This is a genomic window from Salipiger sp. PrR007 (assembly GCF_010499845.1).
Classification (GTDB): Bacteria; Pseudomonadota; Alphaproteobacteria; order Rhodobacterales; family Rhodobacteraceae; genus Salipiger; species Salipiger pacificus_A.
Window position 1 is genome coordinate 1 of record NZ_JAAGOZ010000104.1, and the last position, 25,923, is coordinate 25,923.

The window sequence follows — 25,923 nt, forward strand, 5'->3', positions numbered from 1 at the left end:
AAACCGGCACCGTCAAAAAACGTCACCGTCATCCACCTGCGATGTCGCTCAGCACTCAACTGCGATGTCGCGCCACAACGGAGGCAGGAATACATGCGACGAAGCGTTCGGCTGACCGGCATCAAGGTTGTCACCAAGGCTAATGGGCGGCGTTACATCTACCGCCGCGTCGGCAGTCGCCTGATACCGTTGCCAAATTTGCCCGAGAACCACCCAGATTTTCTCAAGGCCTACCAGGAGGCGGGGAATGCGTCAGCGCCCCAGAGAGCAGGATCAGGGACGATTGCCGCACTCTGCGGCGCATACCTCGACTCCAATGAGTATCGCAGCCTCGCGGCCAGCACGCGCGCCGTCTGGCGACGGTTGATGGATCGCATTCGCGAAGATCGCGGCAAAGGCTTAGTGAAGGACCTCCGATCGCACCACCTGCGGAAGGACATCCGTGCCTTTTCACCCGGCGCCTCATCCATGCGGCTCAAGGCATGGCGCTCGCTGATGCGCTTTGCCGTCGACGAAGGCTGGATCACCGCCGATCCATCGATTGGCCTCAAGCCAGTGAAGGGTGTGGTGACACCTCACCGCCAATGGACGCGCGACGAAATCGAGAAGTACCGACAGCACTGGCAGGCCGGGACACCGCAGCGCGTCGCCTTTGAGGTGATCTACTGGACCGGCGCTCGGTGCGTCGATGCGGTCAACCTGGGCTTCCAAGCGGTAGGGAATGACGGATGGCTTCGCTTCACGCAGGTAAAAACCGGCGGACCAGCGGTTGCCCCCGCGACCTGCCGGCTTCCGACTTGGGCGCTCGCCATGATCGAGGATCACCAGCACTTCCTCGACGCCATGCCGCGCAATCGCCTGCTATGGATCGTGACGCAAACCGGCAAGCCACGGTCGGTGAAAGGACTGTCGCAGTGGATGTCGGCCAATGCCTCGGCCGCGGGCCTGCCTCACGACTGCACCGCCCACGGACTGAGAAAAGCTCGAGCAGCGGCGCTCGCAGAGTCGGGGGCGTCGACACACCAGATTGGTGCCTGGACTGGGCACGAAAGCCTGTCTGAAATCTCGCACTATACGAAGGCAGCCGACCGAAAGGCCCTCCTCGCGGGACCAGAACAAGAACAGAACACGGGAAACCCCACAGGAAAAGTTTCCAACATCAGCGCCCAACGCACTGACAAATAATCCATTTTGGAGAGTAGTGGCGCACCCGATAGGATTCGAACCTATGGCCTCTGCCTTCGGAGGGCAGCGCTCTATCCAGCTGAGCTACGGGTGCCTAGGGCGGGTCTTACGGCAAAGCGAAACGCTCCGCAATCGCAAATCCGGCGTGCCGCGGCGTTCTTTGCGACGAAGTTTCCTCGGCGCCTGCCCCAAGGACGCACGTGTTTTCCGAGCCTTGTGAGGACGGGTCACGCGCGGCCGCGCGCAGGGTCCTTGGCTTTGCGCATGCGCGCGCCGTGGCCTGTGCTGTCTCATTTCCGCAGTTCCTCCGTCGCCGAGCCGTGGCTCGCGCGATCGGACCTTGGCGTACAAAAAACCCCGTCGCCGTGCGAATCTGCCTCGCCCGCGACTGGCCCCTACTTCCGGCGCAGTCGTGACAGCGCCTCATCCTCGATTTCCCAGGCGGCAATGCCGTCACGGATGCCCGCTGCCATCGAGGCGCGCCAGGCGCGGTCCTGAAGGTGCCGCAGGTCCTCCTCGGTCGACAGGAAACCGACCTCGATCAGGGCCGAGGGAATGTCGGCGGCCTTGAGCACCGAGAATCCCGCCTGCCGCTGCGGGCGCTTGTGCACCTGTCCCACCGCGTTGCGGATCCCGGCGACCAGGTGCGCCGCCAGCGCCTTGCCGCGTGGGGCGTTCTCGAGCCTGGCAAGGTCCATCAGAACGTTCGCCACCCGGTCGTCCGAGCCCGAAAGGTCGAGCCCCGCGAGGATGTCGTCCCGGTCGTGGCGCTCGGCGAGCGCCGCCGACGCGGCGTCCGAGGCGGCGTCGGCAAGCGTGTAGACCGTGGCACCATGGGCCACGCCCTGCTCGATCGCATCGGCATGCAACGACAGGAAAAGATCGGCGCTGGCGTCATGCGCCAGGGCCACCCGCCCCTCGAGCGAGACGAAGACATCCGCGTCGCGGGTCATCAGCACCTCGTAGCCGGCGCGACGCAGCACGTCGCGCAGGTCGCGCGCGAAGACCAGCATGAGGTCGGCCTCGTTGTGCCCGTCGCGCTGCGCGCCCGGATCGATGCCCCCGTGCCCCGGGTCGAGAACGATGCGCAGCGGCGCGCCCTCTGCGCGGCGCGGGGCGGCCTTGGCACGCGGCTCGGGCAGGTCCCAACGCGGATCGCGGGGCAGGCCGGAGCGGGAGGCCATCGCCTCCGCGCTGGTGGGGGAGAGACGCAGGGCGAGAGCGGCCCCGCCGGTCTCCTCGGAGACCTTCATCTCGGCGCGATCAAGGCGCATCGGCCCGGCAAGCTCGGCCACAAGCCGCGACCAGCCAGAGCGGAACGGGCCCATGTGCAGGGACTTGACCGCCGCAGAGCGGTTCATGGCCTCGGGGTCGGCGCCGGTCCAGTCCACCTCGCGGAAGTCGAGCACCAGCCGCGGCGGATCGATCAGGGTGAAGGCACGCCAGGGGACTCCCTGGCTGATCGAAAGCGTCAGCTCCGCGCCCCTGCCCCAGCCGGCATCGACTGCGGCGCCTTCGATGAAGCGCGCCTGCCCGCCAAGCGCGAGGTTCTGCGCTTGCGCGCCGGTGCCAAGCAGGGCGCAGAGCGCCGCTGCCGTGATGATCCGGAATAAACTGCCCATCTGCCTGTCTGTCTTCTTGTTGTTGGCAGGCACACTAGCAGCGCGGCAGCGGATTCGCACGTGGCATGGAGGGCACATGGGCACATGCCGACAGGCGCGCGCCCCGCCCCATGCAGGAAGTCGCACGGCCCGCGGGCATCATGAAAACGTCAGACCCGCGCCTCCATGAAGGTCTTGAGCCGAGCCAGCCCTTCCTCGATCTCCGCGGTGCCGCGGGCGTAGGAGAAACGCAGGGTCCCCGCCCCGCGCGCCGGGTCGAAATCGAGCCCGGGCGTCACCGCCACCCCGGCCTTGTCGAGAATCTCTGCGGCAAAGGCGCGGCTGTCGTCAGTCAGGTGGCTGACGTCGGCGTAGACGTAGAAGGCCCCGTCAGGCGGCGCGATGCGGTCGAAGCCGGCCCTTGGCAGCCCCTCCATCATCAGCGCGCGGTTCTTCGCGTAGACCGCGAGGTTGGCCTGCAGCTCCTCGGTGGCATCCATTGCCGCGAGCGCCGCCACCTGCGAGGCGTTGGGCGCGCAGATGAAGAGGTTCTGCGCCAGCCGTTCGACCTGCCGCACCTGGGCCTCGGGCACCACCAGCCAGCCGACCCGCCAGCCGGTCATCGAGAAATACTTCGAGAAGGAGTTGATCACGCAGACATCGTCCGAGACCTGCAGGGCCGTGACGGGCTTCTTGTCGTAATCGATGCCGTGGTAGATCTCGTCAGACAGGAAAGACGCACCGCGCGCCTGCACCGCTTCGATCAGCGCCGCCAGCTCGGGCTTGCCCAGCATCGTGCCGGTGGGATTGCTCGGCGAGGCAACCATGGCCCCCTCGTACGCCACACCCGCCAGGTCCCCGGGGGTGAGCTGGTAGCGGTTCTCGGGGGCGGTCTGCACTTCGACCGGGCGCAGATCGAGCGCCTTGAGGATCTGCCGGTAGGACGGGTAGCCGGGCGCGCCGAGCGCCACGCGGTCCCCGGCGTCGAAAAGCGCCGAGAACGCGAGGATGAAACCGCCCGAGGACCCGGGTGTCACCACGACGCGGTTCGGGTCGAGATCGACATCGTACCATTCGCCGTAGAGCCGGGCGATGCGCGCCCGCAGCTCGGGAATGCCAAGCGCCACCGTGTAGCCGAGCGCATCGCTCTCCATCGCGGCGGCCAGCGCCTTGCGGGCTGCCTCGGGCGCAGGAGAGCTGGGCTGGCCGACTTCCATGTGGATGATGTGGCGGCCTGCGGCCTCGGCGGCCCGGGCCTGCTCCATCACGTCCATCACGATGAAGGGATCGACCGCCCCCCGACTTGAGTTTCGCATGTCTCTCTCCCATGGTGGCTCGGCACATCGTCTTCGGGCGGAGTACGAAGCTTCCGGAGGAGGGTCAATGCCGGGACCGCGCGCCGCGCTGCGCCTCATCGCCACGCTCTGCGCGCTTGCGCTTCTGCTTGCGGCACCCGCCGCGCGTGCTGCGACGCTCTTGCGCGACGCCGACCTAGAGCACGCCCTGACCGAGATCGCCGCCCCGGTGCTGCGCGCCGCCGGGCTGAGCCCCGGGCAAGTCGATGTGCTGGTGATCAAGGACGACCGGATGAACGCCTTCGTCGCCGACACGACGCGCATCTTCATAAATTCCGGGCTGATCTTGAAGCTCCCCAATGCCAAGTCCCTGCAGGCGGTGATCGCCCATGAGGCGGCGCATATCACCGGCGGACATATCACCCGGCGCATGGACAACATGCGCGCGGCGCGCAACGCGGCGGGGCTCGGTCTCGTGCTGGCCGCGGCGGCGGGCGCCGCCACCGGCAGGGCCGATGCCGCGGCGGGGCTTGCGATCGGCGCGCAGAGCACGGCCATGCGCAGTTTCCTCGGCCACAGCCGCGCCGAGGAAAGCTCGGCGGACATCGCCTCGATCCGGACCCTGGTGCAGGCCGGGATCGACCCGCGCGGGGCTTTGCAGGTGCAGGAGATATTCCTCGGGCAGGAGGCGCTGAACGTCGGCCGGCAGGATCCCTACATGCAGAGCCACCCGCTGACCCGCGACCGCTACCGCGCGGCGCAGGGGCTGGTGGCGGCGGCGAAGGTGCCCGAGCGCAACGACCCCAACGCCGATTACTGGTTCCTCCGCGCCCGGGGCAAGCTCTCGGCCTTCTTGCGCGCGCCGGGCTGGACGCTGGGGCGTCTTGGCGACAGCGGCAGCCGAGACATCGCGCTCATGCGCGAAGCGGTGGCGCGGCACCGGCAGACCGACCTGCCCGGTGCGCTCAAGGCCATCGATGGCGCCCTCGCCCTGCGCCCCAAGGATCCCTACTACCACGACCTCAAGGGCCAGATCCTGCTCGAGGGCCGCCGCCCCGCCGACTCCGCCCGGGTCTACGCGCAGGCGCGCGACCTTGCCCCGCGCAACGCGCAGGTGCTCGGCGGGCTTGGCCGGGCGCAGCTTGCCTCCGGACAATTCGCGGCGGCGCTGGCGACGCTGGAGGAGGCACGCGGCCGGGATTGGGCCGATCCGCGCATCCTGCGTGATCTCTCGGTCGCCTATGCCCGGGCCGGGAACAACGGCATGGCGTCCGAGGCGACGGCGCAGCGCTACGCGCTGGAAGGGCGCATGCAGGACGCCGGAATTCATGCCAAACGCGCGGTGGATCTGCTGCCGCGTGGATCCGCCCCGTGGAACCGCGCGCAGGATGTGCTAGACGCATCGGAGCGCGCCGCAAGGAAACGCTGAGATACCGCCCGAGCGGGCGCCCTGACCGACGGAGACAAGATGCAGACCCCTACGACCCGACGCACCGCCTTTCGCCGCGCCGCCGCTTCGCTGGCCGTGGCCACCGGCCTCATGGCGCCCCCGGCGCTGGCACAGGACCTCGACCTCCAGAAGCTGACCCCCGAGCAGCGCGAGGCTTTCCGGGCAGAGGTGCGCGAGTACCTGCTCGACAACCCCGAGGTGATCATGGAGGCCGTCAACGCGCTCGAGACCAAGCAGGCCGAGCAGCAGGCCGCGGCCGACGACCAGTTGGTCTCCTCAAACGCGGACATGCTCTTTGACGACGGCTACAGCTGGGTCGGCGGCAACCCCGACGGCGACGTGACCATCGTGGAGTTCTCGGACTACCGGTGCGGCTACTGCCGCAAGGCCTTCCCCGAGGTCGAGGAACTGGTGAAGAACGATGGCAACATCCGCATCATCATCAAGGAGTTCCCCATCCTTGGTCAGGACAGCATGACCTCGTCGCGCTTCGCGCTGGCGACCATGCTGGTGGCGGGTCCGGACGCCTACAAGCAGATGCACGACGCGCTGATCTCGCTCAAGCAAGAGCCGTCGGAACCCGTGCTGTCGAAGCTTGCGACCACGCTGGGGCTCGATGCGGACGCGATCCTTGCCAAGATGAGCGATCCCGAGGTCGATCGCCGCATCGGCGAGACCCACGAGCTGGCGCAGCGGCTGCAGATCAGCGGCACGCCGACCTTCGTGTTCGGCGACCAGATGCTGCGCGGCTACGTCCCGATCGACGGCATGCGGCAGATCGTCAAACAGGTGCGCGAAGAGAGCTGAGTCTACTCGGCAGGAGAGGCGGCCTTTGCCGCCTTCGCCCGCGGACCGGCGTTTGTCGGTCCCGGTGCGGTCTTGGCCGGATCCATGGCAGCGGGAAACCAGAGGCGTGCGCAAGTGCCCGTCCCGGAGCGCGGCGTGCTCAGCTCGAAATCGCCGCCCGACTGCTCGGCAAAGCCCCGCAGCATCGCCAGCCCCAGCCCCGACCCCTGCCCGACCGGCTTGGTGGTGAAATAGGGCTCGCAGACCAGCGGCATGAGATCGGCGGGGATACCGGGGCCGGTGTCGCTGAGCTCGAAGCAGACGCCGGGACGTCCTGCGCGCGGCGCTGCTCCGGCCCGCAGCGCAATCTGTCCGCCATCCGGCATCGCGTCGCGGGCATTCGAGATCAGCTCGAGCAGGCAGGTCTGCAGGTTCGGCCCGTCGACGCGGATTTCCGGCAGCGCGGGCCCCACGTCCACCGTCAGCTCATGCCTTGACCCGAGCAGCTCGGCCGCGCGTTCGGGAAGGTTGCGAAGCGCCTCTTCGGGAGACATCGAGACCGGTTTGAGCCGCGCGCAGCTCGCCATGGCCAAGAGCTGCGCCGTCCGCGCGGCGCCGCGGCGGGCCGCGCGCTCGGCCTCGGCCATCAGCGCGTCGCGCTCGGCGGGAATGGGTGACAGGCGCGCCAGCTCCATGTTGCCAAGCACCACGGTCAGGAGATTGTTGAAGTCATGCGCGACACCGCCGGTCAGCTGCTCCATGGCGCGGCCGCGCTCCGCCACGAGAGCTTGGTCGCTTGCCACGTCCAGCGCCTCGCGCGTGCGCATCACGGACCAGGCCACGCGGACGAAATAAAGGTAGCAAATCACCAGCGCGGCGCTCACCAGAAGGGTGTCCGGGCTGCCCGGATCGGTGATCCAGAGCCAGGCGGCGCGCGCCAGCACCCCGACCCCCCTGAGCGCCAAGTCCAGCACCAGCAAGAGCCGCATCCGCACCCGGCAGGTCAGCGTGTTGAGCAGCGCCAAGAAGACGAAGAGCAGCGACAGGATTCGCAGACTCGGCGTGTCCTGCACCCAGAGGATCATCCCGCCCGCAATATAGACGGCCCCCGACAGCAGCAGCGTCGCGATCGGCAGCAGGAGCTGGCCCCGGTACCCTTGATCCGGGAGCGCGCTGACGGTGTAGAAATGCAGGCCGAGGGTGAGCAGCATCGCCCCGAGCCAGGGCAGCAGCAGCGGCACATCCATAAAGGCCCATATGGCCAGCGTCGCTCCCGCGACCATGGCGATGCTGAGAAGCCCCTGCGAGCGCAGCCCCTCGAGCGCCCGCACTTCGGTGAAGTCCAGCAACTTTCCGAAAGGCGGGATCATCCCGCCCGATGCGCCGGACTTGTGCACCGGGCCTACTCCGCGGCCTGTGCTTTGGCGACCTCCGCAGCGTCGATCTGCGCCGCCTTCTTCTCGACCTCCTCGACGATGTGGTCGATCATCTGGTCGTTGGACATCTTGTGGCTGGCCTTGCCCGCCAGGTAGACCATGCCCGAGCCCGCGCCGCCGCCGGTGAAACCGACGTCGGTCATCAGCGCCTCGCCCGGTCCGTTCACCACGCAGCCGATGATCGACAGCGACATCGGCGTCTTGATGTGCTCGAGCCGCTGCTCCAGCGCCTCGACGGTCTTGATCACGTCGAAGCCCTGCCGCGCGCAGGACGGGCAGGAGATGATGTTGACGCCGCGGTGGCGCAGCCCGAGAGACTTGAGGATCTCGTAGCCCACCTTCACCTCTTCGACCGGGTCGGCCGAGAGCGAGACGCGCAGCGTGTCGCCGATGCCCATCCAGAGAAGCTGGCCAAGGCCAATGGCGCTCTTGATCGTACCAGAAGTCAGCCCGCCCGCCTCGGTGATGCCGAGATGGATCGGTTTGTCGGTCGCCTCGGCCAAACCCATGTAGGCGGCAGCCGAGAGGAACACGTCCGAAGCCTTCACCGAGATCTTGAACTCGTGGAAGTCGTTGTCCTCGAGAATGCGGATGTGATCGAGCGCGGACTCGACCATCGCCTCGGGGCATGGCTCGCCATATTTCTCGAGCAGGTGCTTTTCCAGCGAACCGCCGTTCACCCCGATGCGCATCGAGCAGCCGTTGTCGCGGGCAGCCGCGATCACCTCGCGCACCCGCTCGGGGCTGCCGATGTTGCCGGGGTTGATGCGCAGGCAGGCGGCGCCGGCCAAGGCGCTCTCGATGCCGCGCTTGTAATGGAAATGGATGTCGGCGACGATCGGCACCGGGCTTTCGCGAACGATCTCTTTCAGCGCCTTCGAGCTGGCCTCGTCGGGCACAGAGACGCGAACGATATCGGCCCCGGCCTCCGCGGCGCGCTGCACCTGTTCGATGGTGCCGCGGATATCGGTGGTGACGGTGTTGGTCATGGTCTGCACCGAAATCGGTGCATCCCCGCCCACCGGCACGTTGCCCACCATGATCTGCCGAGACTTGCGGCGCTCGATGCTGCGCCAAGGGCGGATCGGGTTGTGGCTCATGAGCTGGACGCCTCCTGAGGGCAAACGTTGGTATTCGGCCTCAACATAGCGTCCGCGGCCGGGCGAAACCAGAGGTCAGCGGCGGCAGAGTGCAGATGGAAAAGCGCAAAGGCGTGAGGATGGGCTCAGTCTGTCTGGACCAGATCGCTGCTCAGCTCGGCCACGACCCGCGACAGATCGGCATCCCGGCTGAGATCGGCGACCTTGAAGGCCGAGGTCAGATGCTCGACCGACAGCGGCAGGTTCTTGGTCACCGTACCCGCGGCACCGACCGGACCGTAGGTCTGCCCATTCACCGCGAAGTAGACTGCACCGGACTCTCCGACCCGCACGTTGGCCGGGTCCTGCATGGCGGGGGCTGTCCAGGTGTCGCCCGCGCGCATGGTCTTCTCGAAGATCACCGAGCCGTCCGCCGACCGGACGCGCACCCAAGCCGGGCGCACCGCGATCATCGTCACCCCGGGGGCGCTGTCCTGCAGAACCTTGGGCGCGCCGGGCTGGCTCACCGAGGGGGCGGCCTGTGCGAGTTGGGTCTGTGCGGGCGCGGGCACCAGCGTTTCGTTCAGCTTGGCCAGAACGCGCTGAAGATCGCCGTCCTTTGCAGGCTCGGCGGGCTTGTAGGCGGCGGTCACCACCTCGGGCAGCAGCGCCACATCGCGGGTCACTTGGCCCTTTGGACCGAGCGGGCCAAGGGTCTGCCCGTTGGTGGCGAGATAGAGCGCGCCCGACTCGCCGACGGTGAGGCTGGCCTCGGTCTGGCCCTCGGGCACGGTCCAGGTGTCGCCCGGCTCCATAACCCGCTCATAGAGCACGGAGCCGTTCGCGCCGCGCACGCGCACCCAGGCCGGGCGCACGGCGACCAGCGTGACGGTGCTCGCGTTGAGCGCGGTCTGCGCCGGCAGCGGCGCGGGAAGGCTGGCCACCTGCAGCGCGGCCTCGGCTGTGGCGGTGTCCACCTGCGGCAACTGGTTGCGCGCGGCCTCGGCAAAGGCGCCCACGGTCGCGGGGTCCAGCGACGAGATCGGCGCGTCGCGCGCCACAAGAACCGGGACGTCCAGCGCCTTGGGCCGGTAGAGCCGATCCAGCGCCTCGTTCGACGGAGGCGAGAAGGGACCCGCGCCGTCGGCGCTCGCCACCTGCTCGTCGCCCTCTGCGGGCGGCGTGACGGTGGCCTGCACCGGGTCGAGATCGCTCAGCACCAGCGGCGTCTGGTCAACCGGCGCAATCTGCACCCGCTGCACCTCGCGCAGCACGGCGAAGCCGCCATACCCGATGCCCCCGAGCAGGGCGATCAGCACCAGCAACGAGCCGATGGCGCCGGGCTCGATACGCGAGAAGAAGGAGTCGCCCGCCGGCACGAAGGGCATGCGGGGCTGTTCGAAGATGTCGCGCGCCGCCGGGGCCGGGAAGTTGCCCTGCCCCTTGCGGATCGTCGAGGCCTTCTCGGACATGCCATGGGCGACGGCAAAGCCGCTTTCCTCGCAGAAGAGCCGGTAGCACTCGTCGGGGTCCATACCGAGGTAGCGAGCATAGGAGCGCACGTAGCCAGCGATGAAGCCGGGCGTGTCAAAGGCCGAGGGATCGCAGTTCTCGATCGCCGCGATGTAGCTGGCCTTGATGCGCAGCTCGCGCTGCACGTCGAGGAGCGATTTGCCCATGGTGGCACGCTCGCCGCGCATGACATCGCCAAGCTCGAGCGTGAAGTCGTCGAAGCCGCGCGGACCTTCATCCGCGTTCATTTCGTCTTCGGACATGCGAGGGGAATTACGCCCAATCATGCGTTCCGCCTTGTGCTCCACCGTCTCAGACTGCGCCTGCCAAATCACGGGCTCGCGATTCGGGTCGCGGCCTTTATTGAGGCTACGTTAGCACAGAACAACTGAAATTACACAAAATCAGGGGGTCATCGGCGCCCTTCTGCGCAGGATGCGTGGCTTTTCCCCATTCCGCGGCGGCCGGTTCCGGAACAAAGCGAGACCCCGCGATTTTGGAAACCGCGGGGCCGAGAAAGCGCAGCGTTAGCGCCGAAGATCGCGATGGACCGCGCGGTTCAGGCGCTCATGTCCTGCCGGTTGAGCGCACAATGCGACCAGAGCGCGTCCATCGCCTGGATCAGCTTGTCCATCTCGTTCGGACCATGCACCGGCGAGGGGGTGAAGCGCAGCCGCTCGGTGCCACGCGGCACGGTGGGGAAGTTGATCGGCTGCACGTAGATGCCGTAGCCCTCGAGCAGCATGTCCGACAGCTTCTTGGTGTGCACCGGGTTGCCGACGATCACCGGCACGATGTGCGAGCCGTGGTCGATGATCGGCATGCCCAGCCCCTTGAGCCGCAGCTTGAGGATCTTCGCCTGGGTCTGGTGCCGCTCGCGCAGCGCCTGGTCCTGCTTGAGATGAGCAATCGAGGCCGCCGCCCCTGCCGCAACCGCCGGCGGGATCGAGGTCGTGAAGATGAAGCCCGGTGCATAGGAGCGCACCGCGTCACACATCTTCTCGGACGCTGCGATATAGCCGCCGAACACGCCGAAGGCCTTGCCGAGCGTGCCGTTAATAATGTCGAGCCGGTGCAGCAGGTTGTCGCGCTCGGCAACACCGCCGCCGCGCGGGCCGTACATGCCCACCGCATGCACCTCGTCAAGATAGGTCAGCGCGCCGAACTCATCGGCCAAATCGCAGAGCGCCTCGATCGGGCCGAAGTCGCCGTCCATCGAGTAGACCGACTCAAACGCGATGAGCTTCGGCGCGGCGGGATCGTCAGCCTCCATCAATTCGCGCAGGTGCTGCACGTCGTTGTGGCGGAAGATGCGCTTGGCACCGCCGTTGCGCTTGATCCCTTCGATCATCGAGGCGTGGTTCAGCTCGTCCGAATAGATGATCAGCCCGGGAAAGAGCTTCGGCAGAGTCGAGAGCGTGGCATCGTTGGCGATATAGGCCGAGGAGAAGACCAGAGCCGCCTCTTTCTGGTGCAGATCGGCCAGTTCGGCCTCGAGCCGCTTGTGATAGACGGTCGTGCCCGAGATGTTGCGCGTGCCACCCGAGCCGGCACCGGTGGCGTCGATGGCTTCGTGCATGGCCGCGAGCACTACAGGGTGCTGGCCCATCCCCAGGTAGTCGTTTCCGCACCAGACAGTGATCGGCATCTCGCTGCCGTCCGGCTTGCGCCAGGTGGCGTGCGGAAAACGGCCGTTCTTGCGCTCGATGTCGATGAAGGTGCGATAGCGCCCCTCGGCGTGGAGACGGTCCAGGGCTTCGTCGAGCTTCGCGGTGTAGTCCACCGGTATCTCCTTCCTTCATCTTGCAGAGGCCGCGTTCTGCGCAGCACTTATACGGTCTAAGGGGCCGCATTCATGGTCGTGAATGGATACCGTCCGGGCCGCCCCATGTCCACGCTTTAGAATGAGACTAACGGTCGCGCCCTTGATTTAAATCAAGACTTTTGGACTAAGGTTTCAAGGTCAGGTTTCCAATAGTGCCCAGCTGCGCCCAATAGGCGCCAGGTCGCTGCACCGCCAGGCAAGGCACGCAACTGGCCTCCGGCGCAGACATTTCGCGCCCCAACCCCTGATTTTCAGGGGCGCTGAGGCGGCTTGCTGCCGGGCTGTCCTCCGAGCTCTTGCGGTCTGGACAGCGGCGGGCCCGGTGATACGCTCCGCGCAACTCGCAAGAAGGAACACCCAAATGGCTCAAGAAAACGTGTCCCTCGACACCGTCCTCACAAAGATCGATGCCGATCTTCCAGTCGCGCTCGACCGACTGCTCGAGCTTCTGCGAATCCCTTCGATCTCGACCGATCCCGCCTACAAGGAGGCCTGCGACAAGGCCGCGGACTGGCTCGTGGCGGATCTCGCCAGCATCGGCGTCGAGGCCAGCAAGCGCCCCACTCCGGGCCATCCGATGGTCGTCGGGCACGTCGACGGGCCGGGCCCGCACGTGCTGTTCTACGGGCACTATGATGTGCAGCCAGTAGACCCGCTCAACCTGTGGAACCGCGACCCGTTCGATCCGGCGATCGAGGACACGGCCAAGGGCAAGGTGATCCGCGGCCGCGGCTCCTCGGACGACAAGGGTCAGCTGATGACCTTCATCGAGGCCTGCCGCGCCTGGAAGGCCGTGCATGGCACCCTGCCCTGCAAGATCACCTTCTTCTTCGAGGGCGAAGAGGAAAGCGGCTCGCCGTCCCTCATCCCCTTCATGAAAGAGAACGCCGAGGAGCTGAAACAGGCCGAGATCGCGCTGATCTGCGACACCGGCCTCTTCCAGTCGAAGACCCCGGCGATCATCACCCGACTGCGCGGGCTCCTGGGCGAGGAGCTGACCATCAAGGCGGCTGACAAGGATTTGCATTCCGGCATGTACGGCGGCGTCGCGATGAACCCGATCCGCGTACTCACCAAGATCCTCGGCGGGCTCTTCGACGAGAACGGCGTTATTCAGGTGCCCGAGATCTACGAAGGCGTGCCCGAGCTGCCCCCGGAAATCCTCGAGCAGTGGAAGGCATTGAACTTCGACGACGCGGCCTTCCTTGGCAGCGTCGGCCTGTCGCAGCCTGCAGGCGAGAAGGACCACCTTCCGATCGAGATGATCTGGTCGCGCCCCACCGCCGAGATCAACGGCATCTGGGGCGGCTACACCGGCGCGGGCTTCAAGACCGTGCTGCCCGCCGAGGCCTCTGCCAAGATCAGCTTCCGCCTTGTCGGCACGCAGGACCCGGCGGCCATCCGAAAGAACTTCCGCGCCTGGGTCGAGGCGCAGGTGCCCTCGGACTGCTCGGTCGAATGGAAGGACCACAGCTGTTCGCCGGCCTCCGAGATGCAGACCACCCACCCCGGCTTCGAGGCGGCCCGCAAGGCGCTCGGCGACGAATGGGACGATCCGGCGGCCTATGCAGGTTGCGGCGGCTCGATCCCCATTGCCGGCTACTTCCAGAACATCCTCGGCATGGATGCCATGCTGGTGGGCTGGGGCAAAGATGACGACCAGCTGCATTCGCCGAACGAGAAGTACGACCTCGAATCCTTCCACAAGGGGATTCGCAGCTGGGCGCGAATCCTCGACGCCATGGCCAGCGCTGCCTGATTCCTGAGCCGTTCTCTGGCGGGGCGGCTATTTTTCGCCCCGCCAACCATCTGCGTTTACGATAAATTCATAAATGCCTGTCAAATGGACGACATTTCTCAAACCCCTTTTTTTTAGGGCTTCGCGGCCCACCAATCCGAACGGATAGGTGGGCGGCCCGAACGGATGCCAGACTTCGCCAAGAAGATATCCGGTCCAAGCCACATTCGCCGCCACATTTCGCCACAATCCATTCCTAGCGTCGATTCCAACGAGAGCTTGCACAGCCCTCTGCTGGCAGAAGGCCGGCGGCATCTGGCAGAAGGAGCTAGGATCATGAGAGCCTACGCAGTCCGGAAAATGACGCACGCAGATTTCGAAGCCCGCATCCGGCGCATCGATCCTGAGTTCGCCCGGTATGGCGCAAGCGACGCAAGCAAGGTCGCACGCACCTCCAAGCGCCCGATCGTCTCGGGCATCGTCGGCTTCCTCTGGGCTGGCGTGGTCATCGCGGTGGCCCGCAACCAGCAAACCATAGAGGCAAGCCTGCTCCAAGGCAGCCTCCCGCGCGAATACCACGTCTATGTCTTCGGCGCCCTCGCCGCGCTGCTCGCGGTCTCCGGCGTCATGGTGATGATGCACCTGCTGCGCATGGTCAGCCGCCGCGGCTCGGCCCGCAGCAATTCGGCCGGCATCCTTGTCGGCATCGGCGCCGCCACGGTGATGAGCATGATCCCCTCGCAGACCTATGTGGCTGGCCTCGGCCTGCTCGACGAGAATTCGCGCAACGTGATCGCCTCGGCCGGCACCTCGGTGCGCGCCACTGCCGGCCTCGACATCCGCGCCACCACTTTCGTCTCCTCACTCGGCAACTGAGCCTAGGGGCTTGCCCCGGGCCACAGGATGAGGGACCCAGCCGGATCACGGCCCACCGCATGAGGCCTTGGCTCAGAAGAGCCCGTGGACTCTTTCCGGCAAGACGTATTGCCGATCCGGCTCGGACCGCTCGAACTGCCAATATCCGGTTTCACCGCGCGGCGACCAGCTGCGGTGCATCCTCCGACGCGGCCGCGTGAAATCGAACGCCCCGCCCCCGGCATCATCCGCTACCAAGTGTTCGGCGAGCGCGGCTCGGGCACCAATTTCGTCAAGCGGCTGATCGGGCGCAACATGCCGCTCTTGCCGACCGAGGAGCTCGGCTGGAAACACGGCTTTCCGCAGATGACCGCGGTGCCGCCGGACACGCTGGTCGTCTGCGTCACCCGCAACGCCGTTGACTGGGCGCGGTCCATGCATGCCAAGCCTTGGCATTGCCTGCCCGAGATGCAGCGGCGGGCCTTTTCCCGATCTCTTTACCCGGCGGAGCGTGCAGCTCATGGGGCTCACCAGCTTCTTCCACCGCGGCTGCGCCCTGCTTTTCTGCCCGCTCGAGGCGGTGCAGGCGCGCCCGAAGGACTTCCTCGCCGACCTCCGCGCCGGTTTCAACCTGCCCGAATCTGGCCCCTATCGCCCGGTGCATAAGCGCCTCGGCAGCCGGTTCGAACCCGCGGTGAACGCGCCGCGCCCCGAGCCGCCCGGGCAACTCTCCGCTGAGGACATGGGTTTCCTGCGCAGCCGTCTCGAGTCCGGCCTCGAAGCGTCGCTCGGGTACGATTACTGAGCCTCGGCGGGCTGCCGCGCGCACGGGGTCTGTGCATCCGCGCAAATTGCGCTGCGGCGCGGCATCGCCGATCTTCGGCAAAACCTTATCCCGAGCCCGGAGACCTCCGATGTCCCTCGCCAACACCAAGACCGCCTATGGTGCCGTCACCCGCAGCTTGCACTGGCTGACCGCGCTCGGCATTTTGATCATGATCCCGCTCGGTTGGATCGCCCATCTTTCGCCCTGGGCCACCGAGGCCGAGCTCGCCACCAAGGCGCAGCTCTTCTCGGTGCACAAGACCATCGGCGTGACGCTTTTCTTCCTCGCCTTGGTCCGCATTCTCTGGGCGCTGAGCCAGCCGAAACCCGCGCCGCTGCACCCAGAGCGCAGGGCCGAGAACTTTGCCGCCGAAACGGTGCATTGGCTGCTCTACTCGACGCTGGTGATCGTGCCGCTCTCGGGCTGGATCGAGCACGCTGCCACCGAGGGCTTCGCGCCGATCCTCTGGCCCTTCGGGCAGGACCTGCCCTTCGTGCCGAATTCCGACCGACTGGCAGAGACCGCTGCCTCGGTGCACTTCCTGTCGCAATGGTTGCTGGTCGCCGCGCTGGCGCTGCACGTCGCCGGGGCCCTGAAACACGTCATCATCGACCGCGACGGCACGCTGGCGCGCATGCTGAAGGGCGCCTCCGCCGGCATGCCCTCTGCCGGGCACCGCGTCGTCCGCCCGCTGCTTCTGGCCGTCGCCGCCTGGGCCGCCCTCCTCGGTGGCGGGGCTGCCGCGGGTCTCTTCGCCAGCGAGGACGCCCCGGAGACCCCGAAGCTCGAGGCCGCACAATCCGACTGGCAGGTGACCGAGGGCACACTCGGCATCAGCCTCGTGCAGATGGGCAAAGAGATCGAGGGCAGCTTCGCCGACTGGACCGCCGAGATCGCCTTCGAGCCGCGCGAGACCCCCGGCAAGGCCGGCGACGTCACCGTGCAGATCGCCATCCCGACGCTGACCCTCGGCTCGGTGAGCAAGCAGGCCCTGGGCGCGGATTTCTTTGCCGCCGAGGACTACCCCACCGCCACTTTCCAGGCCGAGATCCTGCGCGGCGAAACCGGCTACGAAGCACAGGGCGCGCTCACGCTGAAGGGCGCCGAGGTGCCGGTCACCCTGCCCTTCGAGCTGACCCTCGAGGGCGAGACGGCCACCATGCAGGGCAGCACCACGCTCGACCGTCGCAACTACGCCATTGGCGAGAGCATGGCCGATCCGGAGCAGCTCAGCTTCGACGTGCAGGTGAACGTGGCGCTGACCGCCACGCGGCACTGACGGGCGGCGCGTCCGCGGGCCGCTACTGCAAGTAGCGGTCGGAGGCGCGGATTTGAAAAGAGGAGAAGGGCGCGGGTGTCTCGCGCCTTTCTGTCCAACTCAAGCCATCTGGCTTGACGGGGTGGAGAGGGACAGCGCCTTTTCCTCCTCGTCCATGTCCTCGACGATGCCCTCGAAGAGCGGCGTGGACATGTAGCGCTCGCCGGTGTCTGGCAGCATGGCGAGGATCACAGTACCGGGCTCGGCCTTCTCGGCCAGTTGCATGGCGATGGCGAAGGTCGAGCCGCCGGAGACACCCGTGAAAATGCCCTCCTTCATCGCCAGCTTCTTTGCCCATGCGATGCCGTCGGTCCCCGCGACCGGGATCAGCTCGTCGTAGCAGCCCGCGTCGAGCCCCTCCTGCAGCACGGCAGGTATGAAGTCGGGCGTCCAGCCCTGGATCGGATGCGGCTCGAAGGCGCTGTGGCTTTCCGAGGGTGCCCCGTCGGCGGTCCGGCCCTGCGCGATGCCGCTGCCGACGAGCTGCGCGTTTGCGGGCTCCGACAGCACGATCCTGGTCTCGGGCCGCTCCTTGCGCAGCACGCGCGCAACGCCGGTGACCGTGCCGCCGGTGCCATAGCCGGTGACAAAATAGTCGAGCCGCGTGCCGGCGAAGTCATTGACGATCTCGCGCCCGGTGGTCGCCTCATGCACCGCCGCATTGGCCTCGGTCTCGAACTGGCGGGCGAGGAACCAGCCGTTCGCCTCCGCCAGTTCCGCCGCCTTTCGGTACATGCCGAAGCCCTTCTCGGCGCGCGGCGTCAGAACCACCTTGGCGCCCAGCATCCGCATCAGCTTGCGCCGTTCGATCGAGAAGCTGTCGGCCATGGTCACCACCAGCGGGTAGCCCTTGGCGGCGCAGACCATGGCAAGCCCGATGCCGGTGTTGCCGGAGGTCGCCTCGACCACGGTCTGGCCAGGCTTCAGCGTGCCGTTTTTCTCGGCGGTCTCGATGATGCTCATTGCCAGCCGGTCCTTGACCGAGGCGGCAGGGTTGAAGAACTCGGCCTTCACGTAGATCTCGACCCCCTCGGGCGCGAGGTGGCTGATCCGCACGGCGGGCGTGTTGCCCACGGTGTCGACGATACTGTCGTAGAGCCGGCCGCGGCCGATGGTTTCTGCGGGTGTCGATGCGTCCATGGTCTCTCCCTCCCTGTGGCGTTCCCCTCGGGTCATCTTACCCCAAAGCGCCCAGAGTCGGATTGCAAAGGTTTCAGCGGCGACGCGGTTGGTTTCCGCAAAGTCTCGGCGGCATGCCCCACGGGCGCGGCAGGAGCCTGGACACCGGCTTTCGCACCCAGCCTTGCGCATGCCATCTGGCCCGGCGCGCGCGCGCGTGCTAACGCGCGGGGCATGACCCAGATCACGCTCCGCCGCCCCGACGACTGGCACCTGCACCTCCGCGATGGCGAGATGCTGGCCGGCATCGCCCCCGAATCCGCCCGCCACTTCGGCCGGGCGATCATCATGCCCAACCTCGTGCCCCCCGTGGTGACCGGCGATCAGGCCGCCGCCTACAGGGGCCGCATCCTCAAGGCCCTGCCCGAGGGCAGCCGCTTCACCCCGCTGATGACCCTCTACCTGACCGAGACAACCGATCCCGCGGATGTCGCCGCGGCCTATGACGCGGGGATCATCACCGCGCTGAAGCTCTACCCGGCGGGTGCGACGACCAACTCCGCCTCGGGCGTGCGCGACTTCGACAAGGTGCGCCCGGTGCTCGAGCTGATGGCCGAGAAGGGCATCCCGCTCTGCGTACACGGCGAAGTGGTGGACAGCGACGTCGACATCTTCGACCGCGAGGCCGTGTTCATTGATCGCGTGCTCGACCCGATCCGCCGCGCCACCCCGGGCCTGCGCGTGGTCATGGAGCACATCACCACCAAGCAGGGCGTCGACTATGCCCGGTCCGGCGGCGACGATCTCGGTGCGACGATCACCACGCACCACCTGGTGATCAACCGCAACCACATCCTCGTCGGCGGCATCAAGCCGCACTATTACTGCCTGCCCGTTGCCAAGCGGGAGGAGCACCGGCTGGCGCTGCGCGAGGCCGCGACCTCGGGCGATGCCAGCTTCTTCCTCGGCACCGACAGCGCGCCACACGCAGATCCGGCCAAGGAAAGCGCCTGCGGCTGTGCCGGCTGCTTCACTGCGACCAACACGCTGTCGATCCTTGCCGAGGTCTTCGAGCAGGACGGCGCACTGGACCGGCTCGAGGCCTTCGCGTCGCGCAACGGGCCGGCCTTCTACCGCCTGCCCGTGAGCGAGGAGACGGTGACACTGACCAAGGGTGAGCCCGTCGCCTATCCCGCCAAGATCGACACCGGCGCCGGACCGGTGACCGTCTTTGACCCCGGCATGCCGCTGCACTGGCGGGTCGAGGCCTGAGCTTTCCGCAGGGGGCGCTCTGCCCCCTGCCCCCATCCGTTTCGGGAAAGGCCGAAAGAGCGCGGTGCCGTGCCATGCGCCCTTCCCGAACCCGCGCTTTCGCGCTAAGGCGGGCGCGGTTTTTCAAAGGAGCTGCCCCATGATCCCCTCGTCCTATCCCTCGCAAGAAGAAATGGCCCGGCTGACGGCCCGGATGCTCTGGGAAATCGGCGCGGTGCATTTCATGGGCGACGAGCCCTTCAAGCTCGCCTCCGGCCTGCCCTCGCCGGTCTACATCGACTGCCGCACGCCGATCTCGCATCCGCGCATCCGCTCGACGCTGATGGATTTCCTGACCGTCACTGTCATGCGCAATGCCGGCTTCGAGGCCTTCGACAACATCGCCGGCGGCGAGACCGCGGGCATCCCCTTTGCGGCACTGGTGGCCGAGCGCATGGCGCTGCCGATGACCTATGTGCGCAAGAAGCCCAAGGGCTACGGCCGCAATGCCCGCATCGAGGGCAAGATGACCGAGGGCCAGCGGGTGCTTCTGGTCGAGGATCTGACCACCGACGGCGGCTCCAAGCTTAGCTTCGTCGACGCCATCCGCGAGACCGGCGCCACCTGCGCGCATACCGCGGTGATCTTCTACTATGGCATCTTCCCCGAGACGACGAAGACCCTCGGCGATCATGGCGTAGAGCTGCACTATCTGTGCACGTGGCACGACGTTCTGGCCGAGGCCAAGGCGCGCGGCGGCTTCGAGCCGGCGACGTTGGCAGCGGTCGAGGCCTTCCTCGAAGACCCGCGCAAATGGCAGGCGGAAAACGGCGCATAAGCAGATTTCGCCCGGGCGGGGCCTTGGCGCTCCGCTCGCGCGCTTCCACCAAATGTTGCGAAAATTCCCGGCTCTGCTACGATATCTTCAAGAGCAGCACGGGGCGCCGGACGCATTTCCGGTTATCCCGAAATAGTCCACAGAGATTTCCAGATTGGTCCGCCTCCCGCGGCGCGTTAAGACGCTCGCACCTGCGGGACTCGGGGGAGCCGGTGGGGAGATCACAGGGACAGAAAACAACGTCGGGCCCATGGCAAACGGCCGCAACGACGGGGCCGTAGGGTCAGGGCCAAGGGGACAGGCATGAACGATCAGAGCGTATTCAACGCGACCGGTGTCGAGGTCGAGCAGGCCGACACGATGCCGCATTCGATCGAGGCCGAGCAGCAGCTGCTTGGTGCGATCCTGACCAACAACGACGTCTACGACAGGGTCGCGGCCATTCTCGGGCCGCAGCATTTCTACGACCCCGTCCACCGCCGTATCTTCGAGATCGCTGCCGCGCGCATCGCCAAGAACAACCTTGCGTCGCCGGTGACGCTGAAGGCGTTCATGGAGGATGACGAGGGCCTCAAGGAGCTGGGCGGGCCAGCCTATCTCGCCCGCCTTGCGGGCGCCGCGGTCTCGAGCTTCGCCGTGCGCGACTACGCGCAGATGATCTACGATCTGGCCGTGCGCCGCGACCTCATCCGGCTCGGCCGCGACATCTCGGACCGGGCCACCAAGGTCGACGTGAAATCCGAGCCGCGCGAGCAGATCGTGCAGGCCGAGCAGGCGCTCTACAAGCTGGCCGAGCAGGGCCAGACCGAGGGCGGCTTCCAGTCCTTCCTGCGCGCCGTGACCGATGCGGTGAACGTGGCCAACGCCGCCTACCAGCGCGAAGGCGGCCTGGCCGGGGTCTCCACCGGGCTCATCGACATGGACAAGAAGCTGGGCGGGCTGCACCCCTCGGACCTTCTGATCCTCGCCGGGCGCCCGTCGATGGGGAAAACCTCGCTCGCCACCAACATCGCCTTCAATATCGCCAAGGCCTACAAGAAGGGCACCCGCCACGATGGCACCGAGGGTGCGATCGAAGGCGGCGTCGTGGGCTTCTACTCGCTCGAAATGAGTGCCGAGCAGCTGGCCGCACGTATCCTGTCGGAAGCCGCCGAGGTGCCTTCGGAGCAGATCCGCCGCGGTGACATGACCGAGGCCGAGTTCCGTCGCTTCGTCGACGCCGCCAAGAGCCTCGAGGCCTGCCCGCTCTTCATCGATGACACACCGGCCATCCCGATCGCCCAGCTCGCCGCCCGGGCGAGACGCCTGAAGCGGACGCATGGGCTCGATGTGCTGATGGTCGACTACCTGCAGCTGGTGCGCGGCACCGCCGAAAACCGGGTGAACGAGATCGCCGAGATCTCCATGGGCCTTAAGGCCATCGCCAAGGAGCTCAACATCCCGGTGATCGCCCTGTCGCAGCTCTCGCGCCAGGTGGAAAGCCGCGAGGACAAGCGCCCGCAGCTTTCGGACCTGCGGGAATCGGGCTCGATCGAACAGGACGCCGACGTGGTGATGTTCGTGTTCCGCGAGGAATATTACGTGGAGCGCGAGAAGCCCTCGGACGACCGGCTCGACGAGATGGCCGCCTGGCAGGAACGCATGGAGCGCCTGCACGGCAAGGCCGAAGTGATCATCGGCAAGCAGCGTCACGGCCCGATCGGCACCGTGGAGCTCAGTTTCGAGGGCCGCTTCACCCGCTTCGGCAACCTGGTGCGCCCCTGGCAGAACGGCGAAGGCGACAACTTCTGAGCCGTGAACAAACGCACCGAGGGCGCGCGGCACGGGAGATCCTTGATTTTCGCCGCTGCCCCCCCTAGATTTCTTAGGCAACGAAGAAGGAAAGTCTCATGACCGGACCGGATCCCATCATTATCTGACCTTCACTCGGCGGCGCGCGCAACCATCATCAGCGCGGCGCTGCCGTTTTCGCGTCTCTGCTGGAAAATCGCCTAGCTCGGCTGCCTTCCGCGCTTTAGCGCGTCTATCTTGCCTTCAAGCGCGATCCTCTGCGCCGAAAGCTCCGCCAGAGACCGGCTGTCGTCAAAGCGGAACCTTTCGAGACCGAGCGACCGATGGTCATGCGCGAGGCTGCCGAGCAGCTCCTGGCCGCAGGCCGCCGCATCGCTGGCGCTCTCGATGATGAGCGCGATCACCTTGACCCGCGATTCCGGCGACAGCGTCAGGTAGCTGGCCTGTTGAACCCCCTCGATCTGCACCCGGATCTTCTCGAGCAGCCCATAGAAATTCACCGTCTGGTGGAGCGCACCATCCGCGATGTTATGCACCTCGCTGATCCGGGTGCGATAGATCTCCGTGTGCCGCGCGTCGGTGATATGGGGGATCAGCGCCCGATCCTCTCGGAAGCGCTTCAGCAGGTCCGCTTCCGAGGGTGAGCGTTTCAGAAAGCGTTCCATGTCCCGGGTGTTGAAGTCGATCTCGGCAAACAGCGCCCGCACGAGGCTGTCCTGCTGCTTCTTGCGCCGCCGCTCTTCGCGCTCGTCGTCGATGAGCCGCTTCACGAACCAGACGAGGAAGCCGAGGGTCGGCGCGAGAAAGGCCAGGAAAAACCTGATATCCACATCGTCCATACTGGAAAACCCCGCCCTGCCCGCCGATTGTCGAAGCCGCAGGATGAAGAACTTCGCCTCCGAGATCCAACGCTTTCCCTCTTGACGCCCCGCCCGGGCCCGGCAATCAACGCGCCATGGCACAGGCACAGCTTACCGTCGATCTCGACGCGATCCGCGCCAACTGGCGCGCCCTCGACGCCCTCTCCGACTGCGAGACCGGCGCCGTCGTCAAGGCAAACTCCTACGGTCTCGGCGCCGATCGCGTCGCGCCGATGCTGGCGCGCGAGGGCGCGCGCCGCTTCTTCACCGCCACGGTGGAAGAAGGCGCGGCGGTGCGCAAGGCGCTGGGGGACGGCGCCGAGATCAACGTCTTCGGCGGCCACATGGCCGGGGACGCCGCGTTGATCAAGTCAGCCGGGCTGACGCCGATGTTGAACTCCATCGACCAGATGTTGCGCCACGTCGAGGCGCTGCCCGGCCATCCCTTCGGCATCCAGCTCGACAGCGGCATGAACCGGCTCGGCATGGAGGCCGAAGAATGGTCCGCCCTGCGCGAGCTGGCGATGAAGCAAAAGCCGCGGCTGATCATGTCGCACCTTGCCTGCGCCGACGAGCCGAACCATGGGATGAACGCCCACCAGCTGCGCAATTTCCGCGAGATGACCGACGGGCTCGACGCGCCGCGCTCGCTTGCGGCCACGGGCGGCATCCTGCTGGGCAAAAACTACCATTTCGATGTTACCCGCCCCGGCATCGGTCTTTACGGCGCGATGCCCTTCCGCGACGCCCGGCGCGTGGTCTCTCTGCATCTTCCGGTGATCCAGACCCGCGAGGTCAAGACCGGCGAGTCGGTGGGCTACGGCAACAACTTCGTTGCCCGCTCGCCGATGAAGGTCGCGACGGTCTCGGCGGGCTACGCCGACGGGCTGCAGCGCGCGCTCGCCCCCAAGACCTATCTCTGGGCCGGCGAGACCCGCTGCAAGCTGCTTGGCCGCATCTCGATGGACCTCATCACCGTCGACGTCACCGCGGTCGACAACGTTCCCGATGCGCTCGAGTTGCTCGGCCCGCACCAGAGCGTCGACCAGCTGGCCAACCACATCGATACGATCGGCTACGAGATCCTCACCTCGCTCGGGGGCCGCTACGCGCGGAGCTACGCAGGCGAATGAGCCTGACGCGAACCCTCGTCGCGGCGCCCGCAGCGGCGCTGGGAACGCTCGGCGCCGCGGTGATCCGTGCGCTGGGGGCGGCCGGGCGGCTGACGCTCTTCGCCCTCGCCGCGCTGAGCCACATCGTCCGCGCGCCGCTTTACCCGCGTGAATTCGGCATGGCGCTGCTGCACGTTGGCTGGCTGTCGCTGCCTGTGGTGGGCATGACGGCGATTTTCACGGGCGGCGCGCTGGCTCTGCAGATCTACTCCGGCGGCGCGCGGTTCAATGCCGAGGCGGTGGTGCCGCAGATCGTCGCCATCGGCATGGTGCGCGAGTTGGGGCCGGTGCTGGTCGGGTTGATGATCGCCGCGCGGGTCACGTCCTCGATCGCCGCCGAGATCGCCACGATGAAGGTCACCGAGCAGATCGACGCACTGGTCACCCTCTCGACCGACCCGATGAAATACCTCGTCGCGCCGCGCCTGCTGGCCGCGCTCATCACCGTGCCGCTGCTGGTGGCGGTGGGCGACGTGATCGGCATCGCCGGCGGCTACGCCGTGGCCACCAGCGCGCTCGGCTTCAACCCGGTGAGCTATCTTGCAAACACGCTGAACTTCCTCGAGCCGCTCGACGTGCTTTCCTCGCTCGCCAAGGGCTGCGCCTTCGGCGGCATCGCCGCACTCATGGGCTGCTATTACGGCATGCACTCGGGCCGCGGAGCGCAGGGCGTTGGCCGCGCCACCAAGTCCTCGGTCGAGGCAGCCGCAATCCTCATCCTTGCCGCCAACTTCCTGCTCACGGGGGTGTTCTTTTCGGCATGATCACTCTTAGCGAGGTGCACAAGAGTTTTGACGGCGCCCCCGTGCTGCGCGGTGCCAGCCTGCATGTGCCCAAGGGCAGCTCGATGGTGATCATCGGCGGCTCGGGCACGGGCAAGTCGGTGCTGCTGAAGTGCATCCTCGGGCTCGTCACCCCCGACAGCGGCAGCATCACCATCGACGGGCACGACGCGACGCGCGGCGAGCGCGAGGCGCTGCTCTCGCGCTTCGGCATGCTGTTTCAGGGAGCGGCCCTCTTTGACTCGCTCCCGGTCTGGCAGAACGTCGCCTTCCGCCTGCTGCGCGGCCCACTCAAGCGTCCCCGCGGCGAGGCCCGCGAGATCGCCATCGAGAAGCTGCGCCGCGTTGGCCTCGGCCCCGAGGTTGCTGACCGCCTGCCCGCCGAGCTTTCGGGCGGCATGCAAAAGCGCGTGGGGCTTGCGCGCGCCATCGCCGCCGAGCCCGAGATCATCTTTTTCGACGAGCCGACCACCGGGCTCGACCCGATCATGGCCGGGGTGATCAACGCACTGATCCGCGAGATCGTCACCGAGATGGGCGCCACCGCGCTGACCATCACCCACGACATGAGCTCGGTCCGCGCCATCGCCGATCGCGTCGCGATGCTGCATGCGGGCAAGATTCGCTGGGAAGGTCCAGTCGGAGAAATGGACGCCACAGCAGACCCTTACGTCCAACAGTTCATCCATGGGCACGCGACTGGCCCGATCGAGGCGCTGAGATGAGTTTCTTCGAGCCGAGCCCGCTGCTCGTGGCGTTCATCCTCTTCAAGAGCTTCGTCTACCTTGAGGTATTGGCTCTGCTGGCGCTTGTCCGAGGTCTTTTCGCCCGCGGCCCATCGCGTCATGCCGCGCTGCTGTCGCTGGGCCTTGCGGGCGTCGGCATCTACGCGAGCTTCGCGCCGACGCTGGCCGCCAGTCAGGGGCTACCCGCCCTGCCGCTGCTGCCCACGATCTCCCGTCTGCTCACCTGGCAGCAAGGCCTGCCGGCCCTGCTGCTCGCCTCCGTCCCATTGGCGCTCAGCGCGGGGCTGCCCGGCAGACGCTTCCGCGCGATCGACATCCTGCATATGTTGCTCAGCGCGGCGCTCGTCGGCTTGGGGCTGGCGGCACGCTTCGTCTGAACTCGGCCCTTTTACTCTTTCCAAACACGCCGGGGTGAAGGCGCCGCCTGGTGACGAGGGGCGACGCCCCTTCCCCGGCAC

Annotated in this window: 22 protein-coding genes and 1 tRNA gene; 14 read left to right on the top strand and 9 right to left on the bottom strand. The window is 66.9% G+C overall.

The genetic code is table 11. From position 1 onward, the window contains the following. A partial coding sequence (locus G0Q01_RS25665; protein ID WP_203595185.1) for a tyrosine-type recombinase/integrase occupies positions 1-1,185 on the top strand: 1,185 nt, incomplete at its 5' end. Between the two features lie 17 nt (positions 1,186-1,202). On the opposite strand, the gene G0Q01_RS25670 is transcribed toward G0Q01_RS25665, so the two are convergent. The 3 genes from G0Q01_RS25670 to G0Q01_RS25680 all read right to left on the bottom strand — a co-directional run bounded on the left by G0Q01_RS25670 (position 1,203) and on the right by G0Q01_RS25680 (position 4,102). Continuing rightward, positions 1,203-1,279, bottom strand: a tRNA-Arg gene (locus tag G0Q01_RS25670). 301 nt (positions 1,280-1,580) lie between these two features. Next, positions 1,581-2,807, bottom strand: a complete 1,227-nt coding sequence (locus G0Q01_RS25675; protein ID WP_164198416.1) for an N-acetylmuramoyl-L-alanine amidase — start codon at positions 2,805-2,807, stop codon at positions 1,581-1,583. A 149-nt stretch (positions 2,808-2,956) separates the two neighbouring features. Beyond that, entirely contained in the window at positions 2,957-4,102 is a 1,146-nt protein-coding gene (locus tag G0Q01_RS25680) for a pyridoxal phosphate-dependent aminotransferase (RefSeq protein WP_164198414.1), read from the bottom strand. A gap of 67 nt (positions 4,103-4,169) precedes the next feature. Between G0Q01_RS25680 and G0Q01_RS25685 the strand changes: the two genes are divergently transcribed. Continuing rightward, entirely contained in the window at positions 4,170-5,510 is a 1,341-nt protein-coding gene (locus tag G0Q01_RS25685; protein ID WP_235940420.1) for a M48 family metalloprotease, read from the top strand. 39 nt (positions 5,511-5,549) lie between these two features. Then, on the top strand, positions 5,550-6,338 hold the full coding sequence (locus G0Q01_RS25690; RefSeq protein WP_164198409.1) for a DsbA family protein: 789 nt from the start codon (positions 5,550-5,552) through the stop codon (positions 6,336-6,338). A 2-nt stretch (positions 6,339-6,340) separates the two neighbouring features. Here the strand turns inward: G0Q01_RS25690 and G0Q01_RS27465 are convergent, their stop codons facing one another. The 4 genes from G0Q01_RS27465 to hemA all read right to left on the bottom strand — a co-directional run bounded on the left by G0Q01_RS27465 (position 6,341) and on the right by hemA (position 12,127). Further along, the gene (locus G0Q01_RS27465; RefSeq protein ID WP_164198406.1) at positions 6,341-7,714 is read right to left on the bottom strand and encodes an ATP-binding protein; all 1,374 of its coding nucleotides are present in this window, start codon (positions 7,712-7,714) and stop codon (positions 6,341-6,343) included. Between the two features lie 5 nt (positions 7,715-7,719). Then, a complete protein-coding gene (gene ispG, locus G0Q01_RS25700; protein WP_164198404.1) occupies positions 7,720-8,853 on the bottom strand; it encodes a flavodoxin-dependent (E)-4-hydroxy-3-methylbut-2-enyl-diphosphate synthase in 1,134 nt (377 codons plus the stop codon). Positions 8,854-8,978: 125 nt separating this feature from the next. Next, entirely contained in the window at positions 8,979-10,592 is a 1,614-nt protein-coding gene (locus G0Q01_RS25705) for a helix-turn-helix domain-containing protein (RefSeq protein ID WP_235940422.1), read from the bottom strand. 311 nt (positions 10,593-10,903) lie between these two features. After that, on the bottom strand, positions 10,904-12,127 hold the full coding sequence (gene hemA, locus G0Q01_RS25710; protein WP_164213976.1) for a 5-aminolevulinate synthase: 1,224 nt from the start codon (positions 12,125-12,127) through the stop codon (positions 10,904-10,906). A gap of 403 nt (positions 12,128-12,530) precedes the next feature. On the opposite strand from hemA, the gene G0Q01_RS25715 reads away from it, so the two are divergent. From G0Q01_RS25715 to G0Q01_RS25730, 4 genes are all read left to right on the top strand, one after another. Continuing rightward, positions 12,531-13,928 carry a M20/M25/M40 family metallo-hydrolase gene (locus tag G0Q01_RS25715; protein ID WP_164198395.1) on the top strand — a complete coding sequence of 466 codons (1,398 nt, stop codon included), beginning with the start codon at positions 12,531-12,533 and terminating at the stop codon, positions 13,926-13,928. A 315-nt stretch (positions 13,929-14,243) separates the two neighbouring features. Beyond that, positions 14,244-14,783 (top strand): hypothetical protein, encoded by a 540-nt coding sequence (locus G0Q01_RS25720; RefSeq protein ID WP_164198393.1) that lies wholly within the window; start codon positions 14,244-14,246, stop codon positions 14,781-14,783. 499 nt (positions 14,784-15,282) lie between these two features. Continuing rightward, complete coding sequence (locus G0Q01_RS26990) at positions 15,283-15,567, top strand: hypothetical protein (RefSeq protein WP_235940424.1); 285 nt, start codon at positions 15,283-15,285, stop codon at positions 15,565-15,567. Between the two features lie 109 nt (positions 15,568-15,676). Beyond that, positions 15,677-16,867 carry a cytochrome b/b6 domain-containing protein gene (locus G0Q01_RS25730; RefSeq protein WP_164198390.1) on the top strand — a complete coding sequence of 397 codons (1,191 nt, stop codon included), beginning with the start codon at positions 15,677-15,679 and terminating at the stop codon, positions 16,865-16,867. A gap of 99 nt (positions 16,868-16,966) precedes the next feature. Here the strand turns inward: G0Q01_RS25730 and G0Q01_RS25735 are convergent, their stop codons facing one another. Further along, positions 16,967-18,046: a PLP-dependent cysteine synthase family protein gene (locus G0Q01_RS25735; RefSeq protein WP_164198387.1), complete on the bottom strand. Its 1,080-nt coding sequence runs from the start codon at positions 18,044-18,046 to the stop codon at positions 16,967-16,969. Between the two features lie 213 nt (positions 18,047-18,259). On the opposite strand from G0Q01_RS25735, the gene pyrC reads away from it, so the two are divergent. The 3 genes from pyrC to G0Q01_RS25750 all read left to right on the top strand — a co-directional run bounded on the left by pyrC (position 18,260) and on the right by G0Q01_RS25750 (position 21,905). Continuing rightward, entirely contained in the window at positions 18,260-19,297 is a 1,038-nt protein-coding gene (pyrC, locus tag G0Q01_RS25740; RefSeq protein WP_108969359.1) for a dihydroorotase, read from the top strand. A 139-nt stretch (positions 19,298-19,436) separates the two neighbouring features. Next, positions 19,437-20,114 (top strand): orotate phosphoribosyltransferase, encoded by a 678-nt coding sequence (locus G0Q01_RS25745; protein WP_095883243.1) that lies wholly within the window; start codon positions 19,437-19,439, stop codon positions 20,112-20,114. A gap of 303 nt (positions 20,115-20,417) precedes the next feature. Further along, a complete protein-coding gene (locus tag G0Q01_RS25750) occupies positions 20,418-21,905 on the top strand; it encodes a replicative DNA helicase (protein ID WP_092428583.1) in 1,488 nt (495 codons plus the stop codon). A gap of 200 nt (positions 21,906-22,105) precedes the next feature. On the opposite strand, the gene G0Q01_RS25755 is transcribed toward G0Q01_RS25750, so the two are convergent. Next, on the bottom strand, positions 22,106-22,744 hold the full coding sequence (locus G0Q01_RS25755) for a hypothetical protein (protein ID WP_164198382.1): 639 nt from the start codon (positions 22,742-22,744) through the stop codon (positions 22,106-22,108). 116 nt (positions 22,745-22,860) lie between these two features. Between G0Q01_RS25755 and alr the strand changes: the two genes are divergently transcribed. The 4 genes from alr to G0Q01_RS25775 are packed head-to-tail and all read left to right on the top strand — an operon-like array spanning position 22,861 to position 25,842. Next, positions 22,861-23,898 (top strand): alanine racemase, encoded by a 1,038-nt coding sequence (gene alr, locus G0Q01_RS25760; RefSeq protein ID WP_164198379.1) that lies wholly within the window; start codon positions 22,861-22,863, stop codon positions 23,896-23,898. After that, positions 23,895-24,701, top strand: coding sequence for an ABC transporter permease (locus G0Q01_RS25765; protein WP_164198377.1), 807 nt, complete (start codon positions 23,895-23,897; stop codon positions 24,699-24,701). The genes alr and G0Q01_RS25765 overlap by 4 nt, the downstream gene beginning before the upstream one ends. Further along, entirely contained in the window at positions 24,698-25,444 is a 747-nt protein-coding gene (locus tag G0Q01_RS25770; protein ID WP_164198375.1) for an ABC transporter ATP-binding protein, read from the top strand. Before G0Q01_RS25765 ends, G0Q01_RS25770 begins: the two co-directional genes overlap by 4 nt. After that, positions 25,441-25,842 (top strand): hypothetical protein, encoded by a 402-nt coding sequence (locus G0Q01_RS25775; RefSeq protein WP_164198373.1) that lies wholly within the window; start codon positions 25,441-25,443, stop codon positions 25,840-25,842. The genes G0Q01_RS25770 and G0Q01_RS25775 overlap by 4 nt, the downstream gene beginning before the upstream one ends. Positions 25,843-25,923: the final 81 nt, after the last annotated feature.